Annotated in this window: 18 protein-coding genes and 4 pseudogenes; 13 read left to right on the top strand and 9 right to left on the bottom strand. The window is 59.2% G+C overall.

Translation table 11 applies throughout. The annotated features are described in order from the left end of the window. Positions 1-132, top strand: a pseudogene (locus tag EOA13_RS31790) (IS481 family transposase); the annotation flags it as partial. 161 nt (positions 133-293) lie between these two features. Here the strand turns inward: EOA13_RS31790 and EOA13_RS31795 are convergent. Beyond that, positions 294-566, bottom strand: coding sequence for a hypothetical protein (locus EOA13_RS31795; protein WP_199489650.1), 273 nt, complete (start codon positions 564-566; stop codon positions 294-296). A 1173-nt stretch (positions 567-1739) separates the two neighbouring features. On the opposite strand from EOA13_RS31795, the gene EOA13_RS31800 reads away from it, so the two are divergent. Both EOA13_RS31800 and rpoN read left to right on the top strand, forming a co-directional pair. After that, the gene (locus tag EOA13_RS31800; protein WP_063169380.1) at positions 1740-2273 is read left to right on the top strand and encodes a peroxiredoxin; all 534 of its coding nucleotides are present in this window, start codon (positions 1740-1742) and stop codon (positions 2271-2273) included. A 68-nt stretch (positions 2274-2341) separates the two neighbouring features. Then, entirely contained in the window at positions 2342-3775 is a 1434-nt protein-coding gene (rpoN, locus tag EOA13_RS31805; RefSeq protein WP_063169381.1) for an RNA polymerase factor sigma-54, read from the top strand. Here rpoN and EOA13_RS31810 read toward each other — a convergent pair. The 6 genes and pseudogenes from EOA13_RS31810 to EOA13_RS31830 form a co-directional block, all read right to left on the bottom strand. Further along, positions 3772-4398 (bottom strand): nitrogen fixation protein NifQ, encoded by a 627-nt coding sequence (locus EOA13_RS31810; protein WP_063169382.1) that lies wholly within the window; start codon positions 4396-4398, stop codon positions 3772-3774. The two genes, rpoN and EOA13_RS31810, sit on opposite strands and share 4 nt — an antisense overlap. Beyond that, positions 4385-5437: an LLM class flavin-dependent oxidoreductase gene (locus EOA13_RS31815; RefSeq protein WP_063169383.1), complete on the bottom strand. Its 1053-nt coding sequence runs from the start codon at positions 5435-5437 to the stop codon at positions 4385-4387. Before EOA13_RS31815 ends, EOA13_RS31810 begins: the two co-directional genes overlap by 14 nt. Before the next feature lie 138 nt (positions 5438-5575). Then, complete coding sequence (locus EOA13_RS31820; RefSeq protein ID WP_063169384.1) at positions 5576-7177, bottom strand: SDR family oxidoreductase; 1602 nt, start codon at positions 7175-7177, stop codon at positions 5576-5578. A gap of 148 nt (positions 7178-7325) precedes the next feature. Further along, positions 7326-7913 carry a nuclear transport factor 2 family protein gene (locus tag EOA13_RS31825; protein WP_050580531.1) on the bottom strand — a complete coding sequence of 196 codons (588 nt, stop codon included), beginning with the start codon at positions 7911-7913 and terminating at the stop codon, positions 7326-7328. 138 nt (positions 7914-8051) lie between these two features. Beyond that, positions 8052-8213: pseudogene (locus EOA13_RS39070) on the bottom strand (ferredoxin); the annotation flags it as partial. Then, positions 8204-9382 carry a cytochrome P450 gene (locus tag EOA13_RS31830; protein WP_063169385.1) on the bottom strand — a complete coding sequence of 393 codons (1179 nt, stop codon included), beginning with the start codon at positions 9380-9382 and terminating at the stop codon, positions 8204-8206. The gene EOA13_RS31830 and the pseudogene EOA13_RS39070, both read right to left, overlap by 10 nt. A gap of 1487 nt (positions 9383-10869) precedes the next feature. Here EOA13_RS31830 and EOA13_RS31835 point away from each other — a divergent pair. Then, on the top strand, positions 10870-12102 hold the full coding sequence (locus EOA13_RS31835) for an MFS transporter (RefSeq protein ID WP_063169386.1): 1233 nt from the start codon (positions 10870-10872) through the stop codon (positions 12100-12102). Positions 12103-12363: 261 nt separating this feature from the next. Here EOA13_RS31835 and EOA13_RS31840 read toward each other — a convergent pair. Together EOA13_RS31840 and EOA13_RS31845 are read right to left on the bottom strand one after the other, a co-directional pair. Continuing rightward, positions 12364-13395: pseudogene (locus tag EOA13_RS31840) on the bottom strand (ChuX/HutX family heme-like substrate-binding protein); the annotation flags it as partial. 51 nt (positions 13396-13446) lie between these two features. Beyond that, on the bottom strand, positions 13447-13770 hold the full coding sequence (locus EOA13_RS31845; RefSeq protein ID WP_126066777.1) for a hypothetical protein: 324 nt from the start codon (positions 13768-13770) through the stop codon (positions 13447-13449). A gap of 210 nt (positions 13771-13980) precedes the next feature. On the opposite strand from EOA13_RS31845, the gene EOA13_RS31850 reads away from it, so the two are divergent. The 9 genes and pseudogenes from EOA13_RS31850 to EOA13_RS31895 form a co-directional block, all read left to right on the top strand. After that, positions 13981-14301 (top strand): iron-sulfur cluster assembly accessory protein, encoded by a 321-nt coding sequence (locus EOA13_RS31850; RefSeq protein ID WP_029356570.1) that lies wholly within the window; start codon positions 13981-13983, stop codon positions 14299-14301. A 347-nt stretch (positions 14302-14648) separates the two neighbouring features. After that, positions 14649-15860 (top strand): cysteine desulfurase NifS, encoded by a 1212-nt coding sequence (nifS, locus tag EOA13_RS31855; protein WP_063169388.1) that lies wholly within the window; start codon positions 14649-14651, stop codon positions 15858-15860. Positions 15861-16039: 179 nt separating this feature from the next. Continuing rightward, entirely contained in the window at positions 16040-16417 is a 378-nt protein-coding gene (gene nifW, locus EOA13_RS31860; RefSeq protein ID WP_063169389.1) for a nitrogenase stabilizing/protective protein NifW, read from the top strand. 188 nt (positions 16418-16605) lie between these two features. Beyond that, the gene (locus tag EOA13_RS31865) at positions 16606-17457 is read left to right on the top strand and encodes an electron transfer flavoprotein subunit beta/FixA family protein (protein ID WP_063169390.1); all 852 of its coding nucleotides are present in this window, start codon (positions 16606-16608) and stop codon (positions 17455-17457) included. Between the two features lie 16 nt (positions 17458-17473). After that, positions 17474-18583 (top strand): electron transfer flavoprotein subunit alpha/FixB family protein, encoded by a 1110-nt coding sequence (locus tag EOA13_RS31870; RefSeq protein ID WP_024505237.1) that lies wholly within the window; start codon positions 17474-17476, stop codon positions 18581-18583. 10 nt (positions 18584-18593) lie between these two features. Continuing rightward, positions 18594-19898 carry an FAD-binding protein gene (locus EOA13_RS31875; protein WP_063169391.1) on the top strand — a complete coding sequence of 435 codons (1305 nt, stop codon included), beginning with the start codon at positions 18594-18596 and terminating at the stop codon, positions 19896-19898. 12 nt (positions 19899-19910) lie between these two features. Beyond that, the gene (locus EOA13_RS31880) at positions 19911-20210 is read left to right on the top strand and encodes a ferredoxin family protein (protein WP_024505235.1); all 300 of its coding nucleotides are present in this window, start codon (positions 19911-19913) and stop codon (positions 20208-20210) included. Between the two features lie 255 nt (positions 20211-20465). Then, the gene (locus EOA13_RS31885) at positions 20466-21182 is read left to right on the top strand and encodes an alpha/beta fold hydrolase (protein WP_063169392.1); all 717 of its coding nucleotides are present in this window, start codon (positions 20466-20468) and stop codon (positions 21180-21182) included. A gap of 691 nt (positions 21183-21873) precedes the next feature. Further along, a pseudogene (locus EOA13_RS31895) lies at positions 21874-21960 on the top strand (helix-turn-helix domain-containing protein); the annotation flags it as partial. Between the last annotated feature and the right edge of the window lie 51 nt (positions 21961-22011).

The following is a 22011-nucleotide window of genomic DNA, read 5'->3' on the forward strand; positions in this document are numbered from 1 at the left end:
CATCGTGCCGCCGAACTGCCTGTCTGGCTGCACAGATACAATTGGCATCGTCCACATGGCAGCCTAAAGTCAAAAACGCCTATCAGTCGCCTCGCCCTGATCGAGGACAACCTGTTGAAGCTCCACAACTAGGTCGTCCAGCATCACAGTGAACCGCGTACGTAGTATTTTGTCGTAGGCGGCATTCTGGATAGCCGGATACGGGCTCTTCACCCGCTGCACCACCGATTGCGGGATGATGTCGCGAGAAACATTCACGGATTTCGTGAAAAAAGTGTACCCGCCGAAGAGCCCTACTCGCGGGGGCGGTGCAGCACCACCTCGGTGTCACTGCTCGTGTTCATGCGATGGACTAGGCCGGCCAGCTGTTGACGCAGCTCGCGGTAGTTGTAAGTCTCACCCGTGTAGACGAGCACCAAGTCAGGTCGGCCATCCCCCTGGAGCATCCTCGGCTGGCGGCCGCCCTGGATATCGATGATTGCCAGGCGGTGGTGTCCCAGCGCCGCAGGCCCGCCGATCCAAGTCCCCTCGTCGTCCGGACCGTGGTTCGCTATGGTGGCCGTCATATCGGCAAGCTCCCTTCGCGCATCGGGACCTCCGAGGTCTCGATTGAAGTCGATCCATTCACAGATGCCGCACAGGTTATGTCGCCGCATTTGGGCGAAGCAGATATAAGGCCAGTGGGAAACCATCGAGGCAAAGTGACGGATCTAGCCCAGCTACGATCCGCATCCGACATTGTCGGACATCGGACAGCACCGCGATTCGCTGCATAGGAAGCCTGGAGTCGCGATTTCCCCTGGGGGAATCAGCGCATGAAAGGAGAGCTGGGTCGTGTCTGCCGAAATGAGAAATTGCTCCCCCTTATTGCATCACCGAGGAATGTTACCCAGCGCGATAGACGGACATGCCCTATCTCCCCCCGTTGCAGCTGAGGGAGATAGGGGCCAGCTCTTCATTCAACCCTCATGGAGGATGATCAGCCCAGCCATTTCCATGCGCCGGCCTTCACAAGCCGTGCACCATTCAGGTTCTTTTCCTTGAAGCGCGACGATCCTTGTCAGACGTCGCAACACTTGCTGCCGAGAGCACGAGCTCTTCCTCGAGCATGCCTTGATCTGCGCCTCGAACGGCTCGCACATGCTGGGTTTCAACGACTTCGCAGAGGTTGATATTCTGCAGTGACTTCGTCTCGCTGCTGCACGGCATTGACGCTGGGAGCCATGCTCGCGTGGCGCAATTGTGCTGAAGCCGGTGCCCACGGCAACGTTTCTTAACCCGCCCCAGATCCTGGCGTTTGGCTATTTCCGACATTCGTGTCCGGCTTCGGACAAAGGCCGGGTTTGCCGAACGGAGTCGCACCCAATTTCCAGTGCTGCTTGAGCAATAATATCGACCGGCATTACTGCACAACACGAAAGTTGCTGCAAAAACCGAAGTGAACCCAAGGCATCGGGTCAATTGGCATGGCGCTTGCGACTCGGTCGATAGAACGCAGTCAAAATCACGGTTGCAGACCATGCCTACCTCTCAAAGCTCGATAAAGCACGCGAGCAAAATTCCCCGTCTCCGCGGAAGCTCGTCGCCGTTAAACGTGCCTGCTCGGGGGCGGTCTTGCACAAGACCGGTCCGAGGCAACCACGCCAAGGCGCGAGGCTGCCGGAACTGTCGACCGAAGTCGATGCCGCTTCAGTTTAACCGAAAAATGCACCGTACCACTTTGGCCTGGAAGCAAATCAATGACCTATAGAAAGAACGTTCCTCTCGTGACCTTTCGCACGCGTGTTCGCGATGAGTCGATCGGGGGGCCAAATCCTTATCAGTGGGAGAACAAGACCTCCGACGATTATTTCGGGGGCAAGCGCATCATCCTGTTCTCGCTGCCTGGCGCCTTCACCCCGACCTGCTCGACCTTCCAACTGCCCGATTTCGAAAAACTCTATGATCAATTTCTGGAACTGCGAATTGACGCGATCTACTGCGTCTCGGTCAACGATGCTTTCGTCATGAATGCGTGGGGAAAGTCCTTGGGGCTGCAGAAGATCGAGCTGATCCCAGACGGGTCGGGCGAGTTCACGCGCAAAATGGGCATGCTGGTCGCGAAGGACAATCTGGGCTTTGGCATGCGCTCCTGGCGATACGCCGCTCTGATCGACGATGGCGTGGTGGAGCAGTGGTTCGAGGAGGAAGGCTTCTGTGACAACTGCGAGACGGACCCCTATGGCGTTTCATCCCCGCAAAACGTTCTCGACAAATTGAAGGCGGCGGCATGACCCAGAAGTGGAAAGTCTCACACAACCCAAGCACACACTAGAGCCTCCTCGGCAGATCACGGTTCAACATGCATCTCTCAGCAAGCCTGCTTCAACGCCAGAAGCAACGTATGGTCTTATCGCCTCAAGCCATTGAAGCTATTCGCTTGCTGCGATTGACGCATACTGAACTCCATCAGCTCGTGCAGCAGGCACTCGAGAAGAACCCCGTTTTGAAGCCTGACCCGTTTGACGACGATTCGCCGCTGCCAGGGGTGGATCAGCGGAGCAGTCAAAGCAGAAGCGAAATCGGCGAATCGCCCATTGGCGGGCCGTCTGGCGGGCGCGGGCAATGGAAGTCGCAACGCAGTAGCGGCAACGATCGACCTGCCGTCGAGGAGTTTACCGCCCACACCGAAACATTGCACGACCATGTCGCCCGCCAGGTCGCCCTCAACCCGTTCACCCCCCAGGAGCGGCTGATTGCCGGACAGCTCGCCGCTCATCTGGAGGACACTGGCTATCTTCAGGTAAACCTTTTCGATCTGGCCAGGACGTTAAACGTTCGGCAAGCTGATGTGGAACGGGTCATCGGAATCTTGCAGCAATTTGATCCGCCGGGCATTTTTGCGCGAACTCTCAGCGAATGCCTGGAGATTCAGCTGCGCCAGCAAGACCGGTTCGACCCGGCTATGGCAGCTTTGGTCGCCAATCTCGAGATGCTTGCACGGGGGGATTTTCAGGGATTGAAGCAGCGTTGCGGAGTCGACGAGGAGGATCTCCTCGACATGAGGAACGAAATCCGCGCGCTCGATCCCAAGCCTGGAGACCGGTTCCAGTCCGGGACGCCGGAAACCATCGTACCGGACGTCTGGGTAATGCCCAAGTCCGAAGGTGGATGGCGGGTGGAGCTTGATCCGGCCACGCTGCCCAAAGTGTTGATCAACCACACCTATGTCGCCGAAATCTCGCAGCTGACCAAGCAAAATCCGGAAGGCAAAGCGTTTCTCGACAATTGCCAGGAAAAAGGGAACTGGCTGATCAGCAGTCTCAAGCAGCGCGCTAAGACGATCCTTAAGGTTGCGACCGAAATCGTGCGCCAGCAGGATGCCTTTTTTACACACGGCGCCGCCCATCTGCGGCCTCTCTGTCTCAAAAATGTCGCTGACGAGATCGGCATGCACGAGTCGACGGTAAGCCGGGTGACTTCGAACAGGTACATGTTGACTCCGCGCGGGGTGTTCGAGCTGAAGTATTTTTTCGCTGCGCCAATCGCATCCTGCGAGGGCGGCGATGCGCACTCCGCCAAAGCTGTCTGCCATCGGATCAAGGCAATCATAGCCGAAGAATCGCTCGACAAGGTACATTCCGACGAAGACATCGTTGCTCAACTCAAGGAGACCGGCATCGATGTCGCTCGCCGTACCGTCACCAAATATCGCGAGGCGATGAACATCCCTTCCTCCATACGACGGCGCCGCGATAAGCGTTTGTCCGCAGCTGCGATCAAGCGAAGTGACTAACCGACATTCGTGGTCGGCGAGAGGCGACTCTCAACTTCCTCCGGGCCGAAGCAGCTTTCGAAGTCATGGCATTCCCCGCAACTGGGTGCTGTGCATGACGAAAAGCCTTCGGCCTCACACAGCTTGCGGTAAAAGTACTTTTTCCATTTCATGTTTTCTGTGTTGCCTGCCGCCAGCGCGGGAAAATGTCTGGCAAGCAGGCGGCTGAGCTCAGCGCGATTTGAGAGGCCAAGATCCCGCCAAAGATGGTCCATGCGCATCGCACGCCGGGCGATGATCTTGGCCAAGCGGGCGCTCGCCGGGTCGGCCGGCGCAGCATGCGCTAGCAGCAGCCGGCGTAGCAGTTCCTCTTCCAGTTCCGGCTCGGGCTCGCTCAACTCCTCCAAAGCGAATACGCTGCTGGAGGTAGACGGGAAAGTTGCGGCCAAGACATCACGCAATTCGACAGACGAAAGGCCTGTCCCCTCCGTCGCCAACACCTCGCCCGCCTGGACCTCCTCAAGCGAACGTGAATGTACGCAGGGCAGCACATGCTGATCGAAGCTCCTCCCTAGCTCGGACCCACGCCATTGCGCGCTGGATAGGCAGCCATCATCGTAACGGCCGGCTTCAGCTTCCGGCATGACAAAGCGCCTTGTTGACCGCAGGGATGATCTTGTCGCCCCAGAGCTCGATCTGGCGCAGCATCGTCTTTTGGTCGAAGTCGCCCAATTGAGTCTGAACTGCGATCTGGTCCGGTTTCAAGATATCGATCTCTTCCAGCAGGCGATCAATCACGCGATTTACGCTGCCAATCGGCAAATTTTTGCGCATGGTCTCGAAGGACAGATCCTGCTGGGTCGGTGTCTCCTGCAGCAGGTAGCCATCGTGGCTCTGTTGGCGACGCTGATGCAGGGCTTCAGAAAGCCGGCGCTGGAAGCGGGCATTGTCGAGATAGCTGTTGATCTCCAACTCGTCGTGGCTGGCATAGCAGCAGCGCAGCAGCGATATCTTGACGTCGGTGACGTTCTTTTCCTCGGATGCCGCCGCCCTCTCGACTGATTCACGCAGTGTGGTCAAAGTCTCTAAGCCGTCGTGGAAGGCTGTGACAAAAAAATTGTGCCCCTCGCGGTAGGCCCGAGCCATCCGTGCGGCTCCGCCAGCGATCCAGATAGGCGGCGTCGGCTGCTGGACTGTGCGGACCGAAATCGCTGTTGGGGGGATCTTCTCATACTGGCCGTCGTGTTCGAAGACGTTTTGGTTGAGGCCCTTGAGAATGATGTCCAGGTATTCCGAAAAGACGGCCGGCGCCTCATCGATGTCCACGCCGAACCGTTCGAACTCGAACTGCTGGTATCCCAAGCCTACGCCGAGCTCGAGACGGCCGTTCGCAACGATGTCGGCGAAGCCGATCTCGGACAGCAGGCGCTGCGGTTGGTAAAGCGGCAGCACGCAGACGGCAGTGCCCAGGCGAATCGTGCTTGTCAAGCCGCCGCAGTGCGCCACCATCATCAGCGGGGATGGTATGAGGCTGTAATTGTTGAAGTGGTGCTCAGCAAACCACGCGGTGTTGAACCCAGCCTGCTCCGAAGCGACGGCCTGTTCGATGGAGTTGCGGATGACGCTTTCTGAGGATTGGTGATAGCCACGCTGGGCGGCCAGAATGAAAGTGGCAAATTCCATGATTTCTCCTCGTTATAGACACGTCAGCCGACCGGGAATGTGCTCGGCATGCGCATGCTTGGATCTCAAGCACCTCAGGTGCGTCGTGGAGCCGAGGCTTCATAATGCTCGGCCGGTCGCCCTGCGAAGGCCTGGCAATTAACCTGCGGCCTCCGCAAAACATTCGTCATAGAGCTCGCTGGCGTTTCCCGCATCACCGAACGAGGTCCAGCCGCCGTCCACGTAGAGGATCGAGCCGTTGATGTATGAGGCGTCAGACGAAGCAAGGAAGAACGATGCATCTGCGACGTCTTCTGGCCGTCCCATCCTGCCCATGGGGATGCGTCGTCCGATTGCTGTCAGGTCGATGCGGCCGGCTTTGGCCAACTGAGCAAGTGCGGGCGTGCGGATGTGGCCAGGAGCGACGGTGGCTGTCCGAATTCCGACCGGCCCGAGTTCGGCCGCCATGCAACGGGTCAGCATATCCATCCCCGCCTTGGAGGCGCCGTAGGCATGGCGCGGCGCGAACGGCAGAAAGCTGTCGATCGACCCGAGATTGAGGATCACGCCGCCCGGGCGCATAGCCTTGATCGCTTCGCGCGCGCAGGTGAAGGCGCCGGTAAGGTTGACATCCAGGACGTGTTCGAGCTGTTTCGACAGTTGCTCGATCGCAGGCACAATCCTGTCGGCGGTATCAGCACTATTGACCAGAACATCGATATACCCGAAGCGTCCCCTCAGTTCTTCGAACATCGACACCACATCGCTCTCGACGGCCACGTCCAGCGATTTCGCCAGATGCTTGCCGGGGAGCGATGTAGCCAGCTCTGCCGCTGCAGTGCCATCTTTATCAGCAATCACGACGGTGTCGCCGTTCGCGGCAAAGCGGCGAGCGACGGCCGCGCCAATGCTTTTTGCGCCACCGGTGACGAGCACGATTCGCGCATCTGTGCATTCGGCCGGACAGGAGAGCTCGGCTTGGAGCGCACCATCCACCGGCGGGTGAGCATCCCCCGGCTGGTTGAATGACATCCAGCCTCCGTCGACTGCCAGCACCGAGCCGGTGATGTAGCGCGCCTGCGTGCTGCTCAGAAAACGCACGACCCTGGCGATCTCGTCGGGGCGAGCCAAGCGCCCCATCGGCACGCGGCGGCGTATCGCCGCGAGGTCCATTTTGCCAGCGCGTGCCAGTTCTGTGACCATTGGGGTGCGGACGGAGCCCGGCGCCACCGCCGTGACGCGGATTCCTCGCATAGCCCACTCGCATGCAAGGGACTTTGTCAACGAGATCACGCCAGCTTTCGAGGCTGCGTAGGCGTTGCGCCTGGGATTGCCGACCACGCCCGCCATCGAAGCCACATTGACGATCGCACCGCCCGGCTTCATGCGCCGCGCCGCTTCCCGGGCCATAACGAATGGCCCAATAAGGTTCACTGTCACGCCGCGTCGGAAGGTATCGACAGCGGTGTCGATGATCCTATCCATCGTGGGTCCAACCGCCGCATTGTTGATGAGGACATCGATTTGCGCGAACCGTGCTTCGACCTGGCCGAAAAGTGAGAGCATGTCCTTCTCTCGCGACACATCGCACTCCAGACCGACGTGCGGCGACCCGAGATCCCGAGCCAGTTCAACCACACCACTGCCCGGAAGGTCCACCGCAACTACAGTGTCTCCGTCCGCGGCAAGGATATCGACCAGGGCACGGCCGATCCCGCCCGCAGCGCCTGTGATGATTACGGTGCGTGCTGCCAGTTTCACGAGAGCTTCTCCACGATGACCGCTTGTGATCTCAGCCCATCAACCTTGGGCGGAATGAAGGGCCGAGCCAAATCGTTGCAGTGACCGCCAGTCGCGGCCCCACACAGATGTCGTTCCCGTAGGGCGCTCATCCTCCATTCCTACCCACTTATGCAGCTCCCAGTTGGGGACCCTCGACGCCATCTTGGTCGGTGGGGATGTGACCCTTGAGCAACTGGTAGATGGGATCGTCTGGATGTGGTGCTCCAATCGGCTGTCGCCGGCCGAACCTATCTGCCTCAAGAATCGCTGGCGGGATTTGCTCCTCAACCCAATCGTAGACGACTGTCCGTTCCGCAATTCGCCACTCGTCCTGCCTCTTCTGAAACAGATCGCAGTAACGGCCGCAAAGCAGCGTCTGACGTATTTCTTGGTCTGTATCCGGTCCGCGTTGCAGCGCGGTGAAATAGCTCTCGACCGCGGCCTCTGCTGAACTGATGAAGTCGATCAGGCTGTTCGTGATTTGATGGATGTTACGGTGCCCCGGCAGACCGAGAGCAAATTGGATGAAGTCCTCTGCCGGTCCGCAATAGGGACCGTGCCTGTCATACGCTTCGGGCCAGTATGCGCTACGCAGCGCCGCCTCATCGGCGCGGTCTATCCCGCGGCAGTACCGATACAGGCAGTTGCGGATCGCCTCTCGGTCACGCAGTTCGGTAATTTTCGCGTGGTCGACAGGGTCTGTCGCGAATTGTATGATTGTTTTGTCCTTCCCGATGCCAGTCTGCACTTTGCGTGTGTCTCTCTCTACAACTGAGTTAGCGGGGGGCTCGTCAACTTCCAGAGCTTGTTCGGGGCAGGCTCGTACCCCTTTTGAGGCAAGCAGTTGCTCCCCATCGGCAACATCAATATCACCGGGCAAGATGTAGCCGGCGTCATCAAGCTTGAAGACTCTCGGCGCCCGCGCCCAGCAGCGCGCATGACCCTGGCATCTGGCTTTATGTACGACGACACGCATAGCGAACTCCAATGTCGTTGGCTGAAACTTCAGGACCATTCCAGGATCAGATTCTCGATCCCGAACACATGGCCGCCGAAGGTGATAGGTTCAGTCCCTGTCTTGATCCGAAAGGCTGGGATGCGCGCCAGCCACTCCTCCAGGCCAATGACAATCTCCCGCCGGGCAAGGTGTGAGCCAAGACAACGATGGGGACCATAGCCAAAGGCAGCGTGCCGGTTGTCCTCGCGCGCCAGATCGATCTCATTCGGGCATTCGAATTCCGCCGGGTCACGATTGGCAATCATCGTGGCACAGGAAACATAATCTCCCTTGCGGATCGGCGCGCCTTTGAAGTCGACATCCTTCGTTGCCACTCGGATCATCTGAATGGTCGAATAGGCGCGCAGCAATTCTTCCGCAGCGACGGCAATCCGGTCAGGTTCGCTTCGTAGCAATTCCTGATCTTTGGGGTTGCGCGCGAGATGGGCCAAGTCGAAGCATATGGCTGCTGAGACCGTGTCGAGTCCCGCGACGAACACAAGCACGCCGATGCCACGGACTTCTTCGTCACTGAGCAGACGACCCTCGACCTTTGCCTTCACGATGAAGGTCATGAAATCATCGACCGGCTCCTTGCGGCGCTCGGTGGCAAGTTCGTCGATGAAGGCCACGATCGTCCGGGCTGCGGGTGGTCGTTGCTCCTTATCGCCGTGGAGCAGATCTCTAGCCCAGCCGACAAATGTTTCTAGTCCGTTGTCCGAAAGCCCAATAAAGCGAAGGAAGATATTGACCGCGAACGGAACTGCAAAATCCTTCATGATGTCGCAGCTCGTGCCTGATGCGGCGATCCTGTCGATCAGCTTGATCGCTCGTTCCCGGACAGCCGGCTCCAATGCCATTACCCGCTTTGGCGAAAGCAGCGGATTGAGCAGTGAGCGAAAAACACCGTGGAATGGCGGATCGAGCTCAAGCGGGATCATCGGCCAGCTCTCGCCGAGCACAGAGGCGAAGATGCTGCGATGGCTGGAAAACGTTTCGGTGTCCTGCAGCACCCGGCGCTGGTCGCTCGCGCGAGTGATGACCCAGGTACCCCGACCGTCGCGCGTGTTGCTGGTTGAATAAAAGATCGGAGGCCCGGCATGAACGCAAGCAACCGCTGCATGCGGATCCCCGTTAGCCGTCGGCAACATGCCGGGCGACGTAAACAGGTTGAAGTCCCTCACCATTTCGGGCGGGACATGATCTGGAACCGGCCGCGATTTAACCGCGCCAGAATCGAGAGACCGTTCATGAGATGCTGTCGGCATTTGCATGCAATCGTCGGTGCAAGCTCCGTGCCGAATTCGTCTTTCGATAATCCTTGCCGTTTGCTGGGCAACAGGTGGCGCCTGCGCTGACTTGCTGGTCGGGATTGCAACATTCTTGTCCAGCGTCGGACACAGAATGTAGAATGCTAGACAGCGACTTGGAGCAACTCAACTGGTGGGATCGCTAGCCGATCATGTGCCCGGGGAGCATCCAGTTCGAAAGCTTGCGCTAAGCGGCTTGGTGACTTGGCCGAGGTCACCAGGTGGAAACGACCAACACTTGGGGTGAGCCTAGTGGCGCTCCCCTCGATGATGTCTGGCGGGGTGGTTAGCCGCCTCCGTAGGACAAGATCAGTCTACACGAATGGACTATAGCCTCTCCTCGCATGCCTCATTGGCCGTCCTTCAGAGCCGGCCACACGAGCTTTTGTCTTTCAGCAGGGCGTTTTTCTCGCCAGCTACAGAGCCACACCGACGCCATTAATGAGCGTCCAGTCGACGGGTTGGATGGCCCTGTCCATCTTGCCCAGCACCTTGGCTTAGCATTTGCCGGTGCGGCGGAAGCCTTCAAGACGCAGTTCTTGACCTTCTCCAGATCAGCCTCGGATGGATATCGGCAAGGGTTCAGCTCGTCCTTTTGAACTTGCGCATCTTCGTGTTGGCCAACCCCAGGCCGCCCGACATATTTGCGGTCTATCCGGCACCTCAACTTCGAACAACCTTGCGGCAAGCTCTTGGGATAGCCCACGCTCGTGCCTCCACCACCCGCTCAGCAGAGCCAGATTTGTCGTTGATGGCACGGAACTTGCGGAGTCATTCGCAGATGCGTCACGGACCGAGAGTGTCGTCCCATGAATTCGATCACCAAAAAGGCCGCCCGACGTTGCTGGGACCGCCTGCAATTACCTTATCCCAGAATTGGGAGCAACGGCTTCAAAAGGGATAACTCATCACCTCAATTTTGTCGATCGCGCGGCCATCGAACCGCAGCCATCGATCAGACTTCCGCCTCGTTGCACTCATTGCGACCGCCTTGGTGCTTGCGACAACCGCTCAATTCTGGCTGCCAGGATAACCACATATGGCGACGGAACTTCCTGCTTCAAAGCAATATAGAGATCGTCGATCATCCCCCCATCAAGGCCTCGATCGAGGACACCGCGTTCGGCTTGCTTGGTTCGCAGTGAACAGACCGCACTTCGACGAATGCGATCGATGCGACCGCGCCGAGAACTCTCCCGCATTGTCGACGGTTGGGTCCGTCGGCCCTCCGATGAGGCCTCGGATGCGTCGGGCTCCGAGGCCTCGACTGATGCCGACTGGCCGCCGCCGGAAGGTCTCGCGGCTTTGATCCCCGGCGATGTAGCCACCCCTGCTGCAACAGCTCCTAGCCGGAGAACTCATTCATGACCGAATCGGCGACAGATTTAGTGGACGCGGCTTTGTTCGACCGAGATCGGCTTGACCCAGAAAGTCCCTATCAACGTTCTGGCCCTGCATGGGGTGCCATCATTTCGCTTTCCTTCGGCACCTTCGGGCTTGTGACGGCAGAGTTTCTGCCCGCCAGCGTTCTGACACCGCTCGCGCATGATCTCCGTATCACCACGGGCACGGCTGGACAGGCGCTAACAGCGGCCGCAATCGTCGCGGCGATCTCGGCACCGATAATCGCCATCGTGACAAAGCGTCTGGACCGCAGGGTCGTCATCTGGGCGATGACGCTCCTGCTGATCCTGTCGAACGTTCTGGCGGAGGTTGCGGGGTCGCTGCCGGTTTTGCTGGCGGCACGCGTCGTCCTTGGCATATCGCTTGGTGGTTTTTGGTCAATTTCGGCAGCGTTGGCGATGCGGCTGGTTCCAAGTCACCTCATGCCGCGCGCCATGTCGGTCATCCTCACCGGCGTTTCTGTCGCCTCCGTCTGCGCGGCTCCAATCGGCGCTTATGTCGGTGACATTTGGGGATGGCGAGCCTCGTTCAAGGTCGCCGCAATCGTGAGTGCCGTTGCGCTGCTCGTGCAACTCGTAACCATTCCGCCACTGCCTCCGATCGAAGTGCGCAGATTCCGCAGTCCGCTGGATGTCGCGAAGAATCCGGCGATGAAGGTTGCGGTGCTAGTCGTGCTATTGGTCGCTTCCGGCCATTTTGCCAGCTTCGCCTACATCCGCGCCTTTCTCGAGAGCGTTCCTGCGCTCGACAAGAAGTCAATCCCGCTCGTGTTCCTTGCTTTTGGCACGGCCGGCGTCTTCGGCAATTTAGCCGGCGCATTCCTCACCAAACACAGTCTCAAGGCGGTCGCGGCCCTGCCGCCCCTGCTCATTGCCGTAGCCGCTGTCTCGCTCCTGACCATGAGAGCATCGGCCTTGACCTCGGCAATTGCAGTTGCCGTATGGGGCTTTGCTTTTGGCGCGGTCCCGGTCGGATTGCAGACATGGATGGTGCTACGCGCCGCTCCGAAACAGGCCGAGAGCGCTGGTGTACTGATGGTCATAACCTTCCAAGTGGCCATCGCAGCCGGCACAACTTGCGGTGGCCTATTGGTGGATCACACGGGTATTGCCAGTGTCTTTGTCTACAGCGCGGTTGCCACGTTCCTCGCTGTCTTGACAGTATTTTTGCTCGGCCCGAACCGCAAAACCTGACCGCCTGGTGGGGAGTGACGGTCGGCGGCGTTCACGCTATTGTCACCTCTGAGCTCGGCCCAAAGGCCGCGGCTTCGTCGTAACCATGCGGTCGATGGGGCAGCGCCAAATTGCTTCCTGCTCATCGCGTTGCGATAATACAGCGCGCTTATTGCGTCATCGTGTCCCCGGTCTCGGCTTCAATGCCCGGCTACTGGCTGCGGAGGCAGATGGGCGCCGGCGTCCCACCGACGACGATCGGTCTTTTCTCATGTAGCTGTCGGGGAAACGAGGCAGGTTTTCCGCCAGAACCCGCCAGTCGTCGCGCTCGCGTTCGCCTTCCTTGCGCGCACCGAACAACTGGATGATGATCTTGCCGTCGGACCCATATGCTTCGAGCGAGGTGACGTGACTGTCATTGGTCGGCTTGCGCACGGCCCAAACCTCACGGATTTGGTGGGTCCTGAGATGCAGCCGGAACGTTTCGTCCAGCACATGGATGCACGGCCCGATCTGCTTGACCGACTTGATTAAGCCGGAATGGGTCTGGATAGAACCTCGGTTGCCGACGAAGCACATGATCGGCAATTCGTCTTCGGCCGCACGCTGGAGCACGGCGCCAACTGCGGCATTGTCGAGCAGCCAAGCGTAATCCTGGCCGACCATGCGCAAAGCCTGGCAGCGGCTGAGCTTGAGCGTCTTTAGAAGGTTGACGTCAGTCAGCCGGCTCCAGTACTCGCGTAGGTCGTCCACCGTGCCGGCCCAGTCCGCAGTCCTCGCGCCCAGGTCGGCTACTCTCGCCTTAAGCGACATGGTCGGCTCCTGGTTGGCGGATACGAGCTCGGCCACCAGCTTTCGATAGGCATGAAGGTTGGAGACCGGCCTGAGATGCACCTTATGCACTGCTGCGCCGGCGGCGTCGAAGAATTGCAAACTGCGCTGGATTCCGCCGCGATGGCGCCTTTCAACAGCGAAACCATACCTCCAAGCCTGCGGGAAGACGCGAAGGTCGAATTCGTCACCAAGGACCATGGCGTGATTGTTGCCGGTTATCACTCTGTTGAAGACGCCAATCTTTTCGTGCACGGCACCTTGATTGCGGGTCAGCGCCGTCACTTCGCCCACGAATTCGAGGCCCGTCAGAAGGTGATTGACGCGCGGGTCGATGCGTGCCGCGCCGAAACCGCAATGGGCCGCGACCAGTTCCGCTTCCGAAATGGCCAATTGGGCGGCGAAATCACGCGCGGGAATGTTCGGACAGACTTCCCACGCACGCCGGATTTCGTTGGGCGACCGCTTCTTGCGCTGATCCATGTTTTTACCCCTGCCCCGTTCTTCTTTTGACGATCGATCGAAAAACGGGCCTCAGGGATGTGCACGGCGGACGCGATCGATCGTCAGGCACATGCCAGTCGAATCCTGTCTCCGGGCGGTCAGCGGCCAATCGCCGGTAGCGAGCGATTGTTGGGTGGTCGGCGCCAATCGGCCGATCGAGCATTCGGGTACCACCGGCGGTGCTGCTTTCCCACCAAGGCGGGTCTGATGGATCATATTGCTTTCCTTCGTTCTTCGATTGCGAGGGCAACCCAAAGGTGAATCGGCCGGCAATTTTGCCGCCGCAACGAAGGCTTCACAAAAATCGTGCCAGTTGCTCCGCGGCAAGCTCTGAACATCTTTGGCTCTGTTCATTGCTTTACGCGTGAGTGCATCGCGAACTCAGGCGCCCTTCCTGTGACGCGGACGCGACAAACCCGACAGTAAGTGTCGGTTGTCGGACGTCTCCCCAGCAATCGAGCATAAGAGACGTCGGGATGTCCTACGGTTTTTGACACGTCTTCCCTTTGGCACGGTCCATGCGAGATGATCCACGAAAACGCCGGACCGAGGAGAAATCGAGCCATGATTACGCTCACCGACAACGCTGTTGCCGCCATCAAGGCCGCTCTTTACCGCGCCAGCGAGCCGGCGGAAGGATTTCGCATCATGGTCCATGCCGGCGGCTGCGCCGGCTTCCAATACTCAATGGGCCTGGAGAGCGTCTCACGTGAGGGCGATGCGATCATCGAGCGAGATGGGCTCAAGGTGTTCATGGATAGAGGCTCCCAACCCCATGCCGCCGGCATGACCGTGGACTTCGTCACTGGGCTCGAAACATCCGGCTTTGTTTTCGATAACCCCAATGCGCGTGAGACGTGCGGCTGCGGCAAGTCCTGCAAATGATTGCGAGGGAACAGGCTATGTTCGACTATAGCGACGCCAAGGAATACTGCGTCGAACCGGTAACCGCCGGCGCTCTGGAACCGGCCGACACGCACTGTCGGCCCGGAACAATTGCGTTCGGTGATGCACCAAATCGCGATCATCGATCGTTGCCGTGGGCAAGCAAACAAAATTGCCCGAAACAGCTGAATTCCCGGCGGATGCCGCCACCAAAGGGCAATGTCGACAGCGACCGGTCAGCCAAGCCATCGCTCCCCCGGCCGCCCACCTTACCAGATACGATATGCGCCAGAGGTTCAATGGCCCGACTACCCTTGAATCATTTCAGCAGTTGAAGGATCACTCCCATGAACCCTGTCTATCTCGACAACAACGCAACGACGCGGGTTGATCCTGCAGTCGTTGGAGCGATGTTGCCTTTCTTTACGGAGCAATTTGGCAATCATTCGTCCATGCACGCCTATGGCGCATCGGTTGCTGAAGCCGTGAGAAAGGCGAGGCAACAGTTGCAAGCCCTCATCGGCGCGGGATTCGAGGACGAGATCATCTTCACCTCGGGCGGGACTGAAAGCGACAGTACAGCCATCCTTTCGGCGCTGGAGGTGATGCCCGACCGAACGGAAATAGTGACTTCCGCGGTTGAACATCCGGCCGTTCTGAAGTTGTGCGCGCACCTTGAGAAGACGCGCGGCGTCAAGGTGCACATTATCCCAGTCGATCACTACGGCCGGCTCGACCTGGACGCCTACAGAACCGCCCTCACCCCACAAGTGGCAATCGTCTCGATAATGTGGGCGAACAATGAGACCGGTACGATCTTTCCCGTGGTTAAGCTTGCCGATCTAGCCAGGGAAGTCGGCGCGCTTTTCCACACTGATGCAGTGCAGGCGGTCGGAAGGCTTCCGATTGAGCTGAAATCGACCGCGATCGACATGCTGTCGCTCTCCGCCCACAAGCTGCATGGTCCAAAGGGGATAGGCGCGCTTTATGTAAGACGTGGCGTGCGCTTCTCCTCCATGATCAAGGGTGGGCACCAAGAGCGCGACCGGCGTGCAGGCACTGAAAACACACCCGGCATAGTCGGACTGGGCATGGCGGCCGAACTCGCCTTGAAATTCATGGACGAGACAAAACGAATAAAATGGTTGCGCGACCGCCTTGAGAACGGGATCATCCAGCGCATCCCAAACACATCCATCAACGGCGATCCGCAAGAGCGATTGCCAAACACTGCAAACATTGGATTCGAAGGTATCGAAGGCGATGCAATTCCAATTGTCCTGAGCCGGCTGGGAATCGCCTGTTCCGCCGGGTCCGCCTGTGCCTCTGGCTCACTGGAACCGAGCCATGTTCTGATCGCTATGAACGCGGCATGTGGGGCAGTCCGCTTCTCCTTGTCGCGTGACAACGGCGAAGATGACGTAGACCGCGTGCTTGAGGTCCTGCCTGCGATCACCGAGAAGCTACGGGCCGTTCCCAGTGCTGGACTGTGCGGGCGAGGTGCAGAACAGCTTCATTCCGGCCCGGGTCCGAGCGGCACAATAGCCGACGAGCCGTGAGGTCTTCCTCAACGTGACGACCCTGCGCAAGGAGAGCAGTTAAACTCGGGGTCGCCTTCACCACTTCAGAAAAGCTTGAGATCGCCAAGTCTCTTGCCCAGCCGCCGTGCCAGAGGTCGGCACGCCGTCAGCAATGTCACCAATGCATCGACACCACAATTTCGCGCCGGGAGAATACAATGAACTGCTCCGCTGATAGCCGCCCGATCGATCGCACCGATATCCTAGCGCGACTGAAGGGCCTGTCGGCCGCGGAGGACTTCTTCGCCTGCCTTGACGTCTCCTACGACCCGAAAGTGATGAATGTCTCGCGGCTCCATATCATGAAGCGCGTGGGCCAATACCTTGCCGAAGAAGATTTCTCCGGTCTGCCTAACCAGGTAATCGCCGCGCGGGTGCGCGCCAAGCTGGAACGCGCCTACGAAGATTTCGCGACTTCCTCGCCGCTCACGCAACGTGTGTTCAAGGTGCTAAGGGACCACGATCCAAACATATGTCCCGCACCTGGCCGCGCCTTCGTCCCGCTCGACTCTGCACTGAAGCGGTTCGGAAAGTAATGAGCCCGACACGGCTGCGACGCGACAATGTCGAGAAGTCGACAAATCCAGTCCTCATGACGCCTCCTCGGAAGCAAACGAAGCCACCTTCTGGAATAGAGGCAGGAAGACGACTTGGCATGAACGATGCAGGCAATGAGGTGAACCGCCAAGCACGAATCCGGACTGGGAGCTTAGAGAAACCGCCAATGCATATCGTAGTCTGCATCAAGCAGGTGCCGGATTCGGCACAGATCCGCGTGCACCCGGTGACGAACACGATCATGCGTCAGGGTGTTCCGACCATCATCAATCCTTACGACCTGTTCGCCCTCGAAGAAGCGCTCAAACTGCGCGACGTTCATGGTGGCGAGGTTACTGTGCTCACAATGGGTCCGCCCATGGCGGAGGACTCGCTGCGAAAGGCGCTCGGTTACGGTGCTGACCGAGCAGTTCTCTTGACGGACCGCTATTTTGCCGGATCCGATACGCTGGCGACTTCCTTTGCTCTTTCGCAAGCAATCGCAAAAATTGGGGAGACTTTCGGCAGGCCGGACATCGTCTTCACCGGCAAGCAGACGATTGACGGCGATACCGCCCAGGTCGGACCGGGCATAGCCAAGCGCCTAGATTTATCGCAACTTACCTATGTCGCGAAGATTGCCTCCATCGATCTCGATACGCGAGAGATCGAAGTCGCTCGTCGCGCCGAAGGCGGCACCCAGTTGCTGAAGAGCAGACTCCCTTGCCTCATTACCATGCTGGAAGACACCAACGAAATCCGCCGGGGCTCGCTCCAGCAGGCTCTGTGCGCGGCGCGCAGCCAAGTCGTGAAGTGGACTGCAGCCGACGCCGGCATTGACGATCTCACCCGGTGCGGTCTGCGTGGCTCGCCTACAGTCGTCAAGCGTGTTTTCGCCCCCACCGCACGGGCAGAAAGGGCGGCGCAGATCGACACCGCGGAAAGGGGCTTGCAGGACATAGCCGATGAACTCATCGCCGATATCTTAACCCGCCGGCCGGCGCTGGAACATGAGCTGGCCTTCAACAGCGGCACGTGACGGCCAGGAGCAGAAAATGTCGACCGCAAGCCAAACTACCCCTCGCATTGCCCCCGGCCGTGCCGGTGTAAAGAAAGAACTTCCCGACCGTTTCAAAGACTACCGGCACGTGTGGGTCTTCCTCGAGCTCGAACGCGGCAATGTGCATCCTGTATCATTCGAACTGCTGGGCGAAGGCCGCAAATTAGCCGACAAGCTTGAAGTCCAGCTCGCGGGCGTCGTGCTGGGACCGCCGGGCGAGATGGTCGAGGACGCTGTTGCCGAGGCCTTCGCTTACGGGGCGGATCTTGTCTACATCGTCGATGCGCCGCCGCTCGCCGACTACCGGAACGAGCCGTTCGCCAAGGCGCTCACGGATCTGGTCAATACCCATAAACCCGAAATCCTCCTTCTCGGCGCGACCACACTGGGCAGGGATCTTGCAGGCTCGGTAGCGACGACCCTGCAGACGGGGCTCACGGCCGACTGCACCGAACTTGATGTAGATTCCGACGGTTCACTCGCCGCGACCCGTCCGACTTTTGGTGGCTCATTGTTGTGTACGATCTATACACTAAATTACCGGCCGCAAATGGCGACGGTGCGACCAAGGGTCATGCCTATGCCGCAACGGGTGGATAAGCCGGTCGGGCGTGTCATGCGGCACAAGCTGTCGCTCGTTGAGGACGATATCGTCACCAAAGTCCTCGGCTTCCTACCGGATAACCAGTCGGCAATGGCAAATCTTGCCTATGCGGATGTCGTGGTTGCGGGAGGCCTCGGTCTCGGAGCGGCGGAGAACCTTCAGCTTGTGAAGAATCTTGCCCGAGCGATCGGCGCCGAGCATGGCTGTTCGCGCCCCTTGGTCCAGAAGGGCTGGATGCCGGCTGATCGACAGATTGGACAAACTGGCAAGACCATTCGACCGAAGCTTTACATCGCGGCCGGAATTTCCGGCGCCATCCAGCACCGAGTTGGGGTCGAGGGGGCCGATCTCATCGTCGCGATCAACACCGATCCGAACGCGCCGATTTTCGAGTTCGCCCACCTCGGGATCGTCACGGATGCAATCCGCTTCCTGCCCGCACTGACGGAAGCCTTCACCCGGCGGCTGTCGCCGCACAGTCGAGACAAGCTTGCGAGTTGAGGGAGAGGACATGATTGAACAATTCGATGCCATTGTGGTCGGAGCCGGCATGTCTGGAAACGCAGCTGCTTACACTTTGGCAAGCCAGGGGCTGAAGGTCCTGCAGTTGGAGCGCGGGGAATATCCGGGCTCTAAGAACGTCCAGGGTGCCATAATGTACGCGAACATGCTGGAGAAGATCATCCCGGACTTCCGGGATGATGCGCCCCTCGAGCGGCACCTGGTCGAACAGCGACTTTGGGTGATGGACGACACGTCTCACACCGGAATTCATTACCGGTCGGACGACTTCAATGAGGCGAAACCCAACCGCTACACGATCATCCGCGCCCAGTTCGACAAATGGTTTTCCCGCAAGGTGCGCGAGGCTGGCGCGACGGTCCTGTGTGAGACGACCGCGACGGAACTCGTCCGTGATGGCAATGGCAAGGTGATCGGCGTCCGCACAGACCGGGCTGGCGGAGTGGTCTTCGCGAATGTGGTCGTTCTCGCAGAAGGGGTGTCGGGATTGCTTGGCACTCGCGCAGGCCTGCGCGAGATGCCGAAGCCGGAGACCGTGGCGATTGCCGTCAAGGAAATGCATTTCTTGCCCGAAGAGGTCATTGGCCAGCGGTTCGGGGTGAAGGGCGATGAAGGCTGCGTAATCGAGGCCGTGGGCACGATCTCTCGCAGCATGGCCGGGCTCGGCTTCCTTTACACCAATAAGGAGTCGATTTCACTCGGCATCGGCTGCCTGGTCTCGGATTTCGCCGCGACGATGGAGAGCCCGTCCGCCCTCCTGGATGCGATGAAAAACCATCCTTCGATCCGGCCGCTGATCGCTGGCTCGGAGGTGAAAGAATATGCCGCCCATCTTATCCCCGAAGGTGGTTACAGGGCCATTCCGCAGCTATTCGGCGACGGTTGGGTCATCGTCGGCGACGCAGCGCAACTGAACAATGCCATTCACCGTGAGGGTTCGAACCTTGCCATGACCTCGGGTCGTGTCGCGGCTGAGGCGATCATCAAAGTCAAAAGCCGCAACGGTCCTATGACCAAAGCGAACCTTGCGCTCTACAAGACGATGCTGGATGACTCCTTTGTGATCAAGGATCTTAAGAAATACAAGGACATGCCAGCCTTACTCCACACCAATTCCAGCAACTTTTTTGACAGCTATCCGCGGTTGATGTCGCATGCCGCTCAGACCTTCATGCGTGTCGACGGCACGCCGAAGATCGAGAAGGAAAAGAACACCACGGCCGCCTTCATCAACGCGCGCTCGCGCTGGGGGTTGGTCAGCGACGCGGTCCGCCTGGCATTGGCATGGCGCTGAAGAGGGTACAAGATGACGATCGCAGTGACGAAGGTTCGTGTCGAGGACAAACTTTACCAGAACCGCTATCTGGTCGATTCCGGCCGCCCCCATATCATAGTGCGACCGCACGACAAGCCAAGCGCGAACTTGCTTGCGTTGACCTACGTCTGTCCGGCGAAATGCTATGAGTTGAATGACAAGGGTCAAGTCGAGATCACCGCCGACGGCTGCATGGAATGCGGCACCTGCCGGATATTGTGCGAGAAAGGCGGCGACATCGAGTGGAACTATCCGCGCGGCGGCTTTGGTGTCCTGTTCAAGTTCGGATGATCAGCCGGTGCCAAGAGCATGCCGGCAGCGAGCAACTGCGGCACACCATGAGCCTCTCCATCCACTTGCAAAGAGCTAGTGAATATTGGGTTTCGCAATTCAAGTTTCCTCGACTTGGTAGGGGTATCCTCAGGCCACGGGGCGCCTGTGCCGGACTTACCACCGGTAACGTGGTCGAGCCCCTTTGGACAATGTCCGGCCATCGTGCCGGATGGCAGCCACAACGGCCGGTGAGCAAATGGAACGGCACAATCCATGATAAAGACGTATGTGCTAGTGCATGGTGCCTGGCATGGCGGATGGTGTTGGCGGGACGTCGCCGCCAATCTTCGCAAGATGGGATGCCACGTGACCACGCCTACCCAGACAGGTGTCGGCGAACGCGCACGTTTGCTGTGCAAGGACATCACGCCCGACACATTCGTGACCGACATCGTCAACCACATTGTAACGGAAGAGCTGAGCGATGTGATCCTTGTCGGTCACAGTCTAGGCGGCATCAGCATCACCGGCGCCGCCGACCGGATACCCGACCATATCAGCCATCTCGTTTATCTCGACGGCGCCATCGTCGAGAGCGGTCAAAGTGTATTCAGCACCATGCCCCCCGACATCGTCGCCGCCCGTCGAAAATTGGTTGCGGAGGAAGGACGGGGTATCTTCATGCCGACTCCGCCGCCAACAGCATTCGGCACTCCCGAGGGACACTCGCTCACGGACTGGGTGCGGCGCCGGATAACACCGCATCCGGCAGGCACCTACGAAAGCGGACTTAAGCTCGAGCACCCGCTCGGCAACGGCAGACCCCGAACCTATGTCGTCTGCACTAATCCACTCCACCCGCCGATGGCGGGAGCGCGAGAATGGGTCGCGAAGCAGGATGGCTGGGCGTGGCAGGAACTCGCCACTGGCCACGACGCAATGATCCTCGCGCCGACGGAAGTTGCTCTCCTTCTTAGCGCTGTCGGCTGAGGAACCAAGTAGGGGGAGCGGCGGCCGATTCTCAGGCCGTGGCCTTGAGCTCTGGTGCAAGGATGTAGGCCCAACGGGTCGTTCCGGTGGCGCCACCGAAACCACTAGGCGGGAGTGGCCTGTCCTGCCGACGTCGCAAGCTTGCGAGCGTTCCGCCGCGGCCGCAGCCCGTAGCGCCGGGCAACCTCCGAGATCACCGCGTCGGCTCCAGGGTCTCGGAGATGACTCCGTGCCTTGTCGTCCATCGACCAATGCCGCCGACCAACAGCGCCGTTGATCACCCTCGAAAACGCCGAGGCTGCCGCTCAGGGTCAATCGTAAGTTCAAGTTCAGACACAAGCCGATCTCCGATCCACCTCAGAATCGGCAGGCCCACAGATCGCGGGTCCTCCTGGAAGGACACAGCGCTTACCCTTGAAATATGGAGAACCATGGCTTTGCGCCGTCGGCAGTTGAGCTGATCTCGCAATGCTATTTCCCCGGCAACGTCCGCGAGCCGGAGAACTGCGTGCTTGGCGTTCTCCTCTGGAAGGAACCAATCTTTCGGAACGTGGCAATGTCATCGACGAGCTCTCACGGGCCAGCACGATGCCGGTTCGGCGCATCGGCGCCCGCCTGAACACGAGATGGCCACTTGCGATTCTAACGATACGGCCGGACGGGGGCTGGGACCGCGGCGGACGAAGCGTGACGGCTGATCGACACAATGGAGAAGGCCGGCTGGGTTCAGGCTAATGCGGCTCGAATTCTCGGCCTCAAGCTGCGACAAGTCGGCTAGGCGATACGCCGGCATAGTATCGAGGTGAAGGAACTTCTAAGAGCCTGATGA

Source organism: Mesorhizobium sp. M7A.F.Ca.US.011.01.1.1 (assembly GCF_003998295.1).
Lineage (GTDB): Bacteria > Pseudomonadota > Alphaproteobacteria > Rhizobiales > Rhizobiaceae > Mesorhizobium.

Bases quoted from the DNA above. Each gene is read 5' to 3' on its own strand.
- EOA13_RS31795 (WP_199489650.1), bottom strand. From the start codon at position 566: ATGACGGCCACCATAGCGAACCACGGTCCGGACGACGAGGGGACTTGG.
- EOA13_RS31800 (WP_063169380.1), top strand. From the start codon at position 1,740: ATGACCTATAGAAAGAACGTTCCTCTCGTGACCTTTCGCACGCGTGTT.
- rpoN (WP_063169381.1), top strand. From the start codon at position 2,342: ATGCATCTCTCAGCAAGCCTGCTTCAACGCCAGAAGCAACGTATGGTC.
- EOA13_RS31810 (WP_063169382.1), bottom strand. From the start codon at position 4,398: ATGCCGGAAGCTGAAGCCGGCCGTTACGATGATGGCTGCCTATCCAGC.
- EOA13_RS31815 (WP_063169383.1), bottom strand. From the start codon at position 5,437: ATGGAATTTGCCACTTTCATTCTGGCCGCCCAGCGTGGCTATCACCAA.
- EOA13_RS31830 (WP_063169385.1), bottom strand. From the start codon at position 9,382: ATGGTGAGGGACTTCAACCTGTTTACGTCGCCCGGCATGTTGCCGACG.
- EOA13_RS31835 (WP_063169386.1), top strand. From the start codon at position 10,870: ATGACCGAATCGGCGACAGATTTAGTGGACGCGGCTTTGTTCGACCGA.
- EOA13_RS31845 (WP_126066777.1), bottom strand. From the start codon at position 13,770: ATGAACAGAGCCAAAGATGTTCAGAGCTTGCCGCGGAGCAACTGGCAC.
- EOA13_RS31850 (WP_029356570.1), top strand. From the start codon at position 13,981: ATGATTACGCTCACCGACAACGCTGTTGCCGCCATCAAGGCCGCTCTT.
- nifS (WP_063169388.1), top strand. From the start codon at position 14,649: ATGAACCCTGTCTATCTCGACAACAACGCAACGACGCGGGTTGATCCT.
- nifW (WP_063169389.1), top strand. From the start codon at position 16,040: ATGAACTGCTCCGCTGATAGCCGCCCGATCGATCGCACCGATATCCTA.
- EOA13_RS31865 (WP_063169390.1), top strand. From the start codon at position 16,606: ATGCATATCGTAGTCTGCATCAAGCAGGTGCCGGATTCGGCACAGATC.
- EOA13_RS31870 (WP_024505237.1), top strand. From the start codon at position 17,474: ATGTCGACCGCAAGCCAAACTACCCCTCGCATTGCCCCCGGCCGTGCC.
- EOA13_RS31875 (WP_063169391.1), top strand. From the start codon at position 18,594: ATGATTGAACAATTCGATGCCATTGTGGTCGGAGCCGGCATGTCTGGA.
- EOA13_RS31880 (WP_024505235.1), top strand. From the start codon at position 19,911: ATGACGATCGCAGTGACGAAGGTTCGTGTCGAGGACAAACTTTACCAG.
- EOA13_RS31885 (WP_063169392.1), top strand. From the start codon at position 20,466: ATGATAAAGACGTATGTGCTAGTGCATGGTGCCTGGCATGGCGGATGG.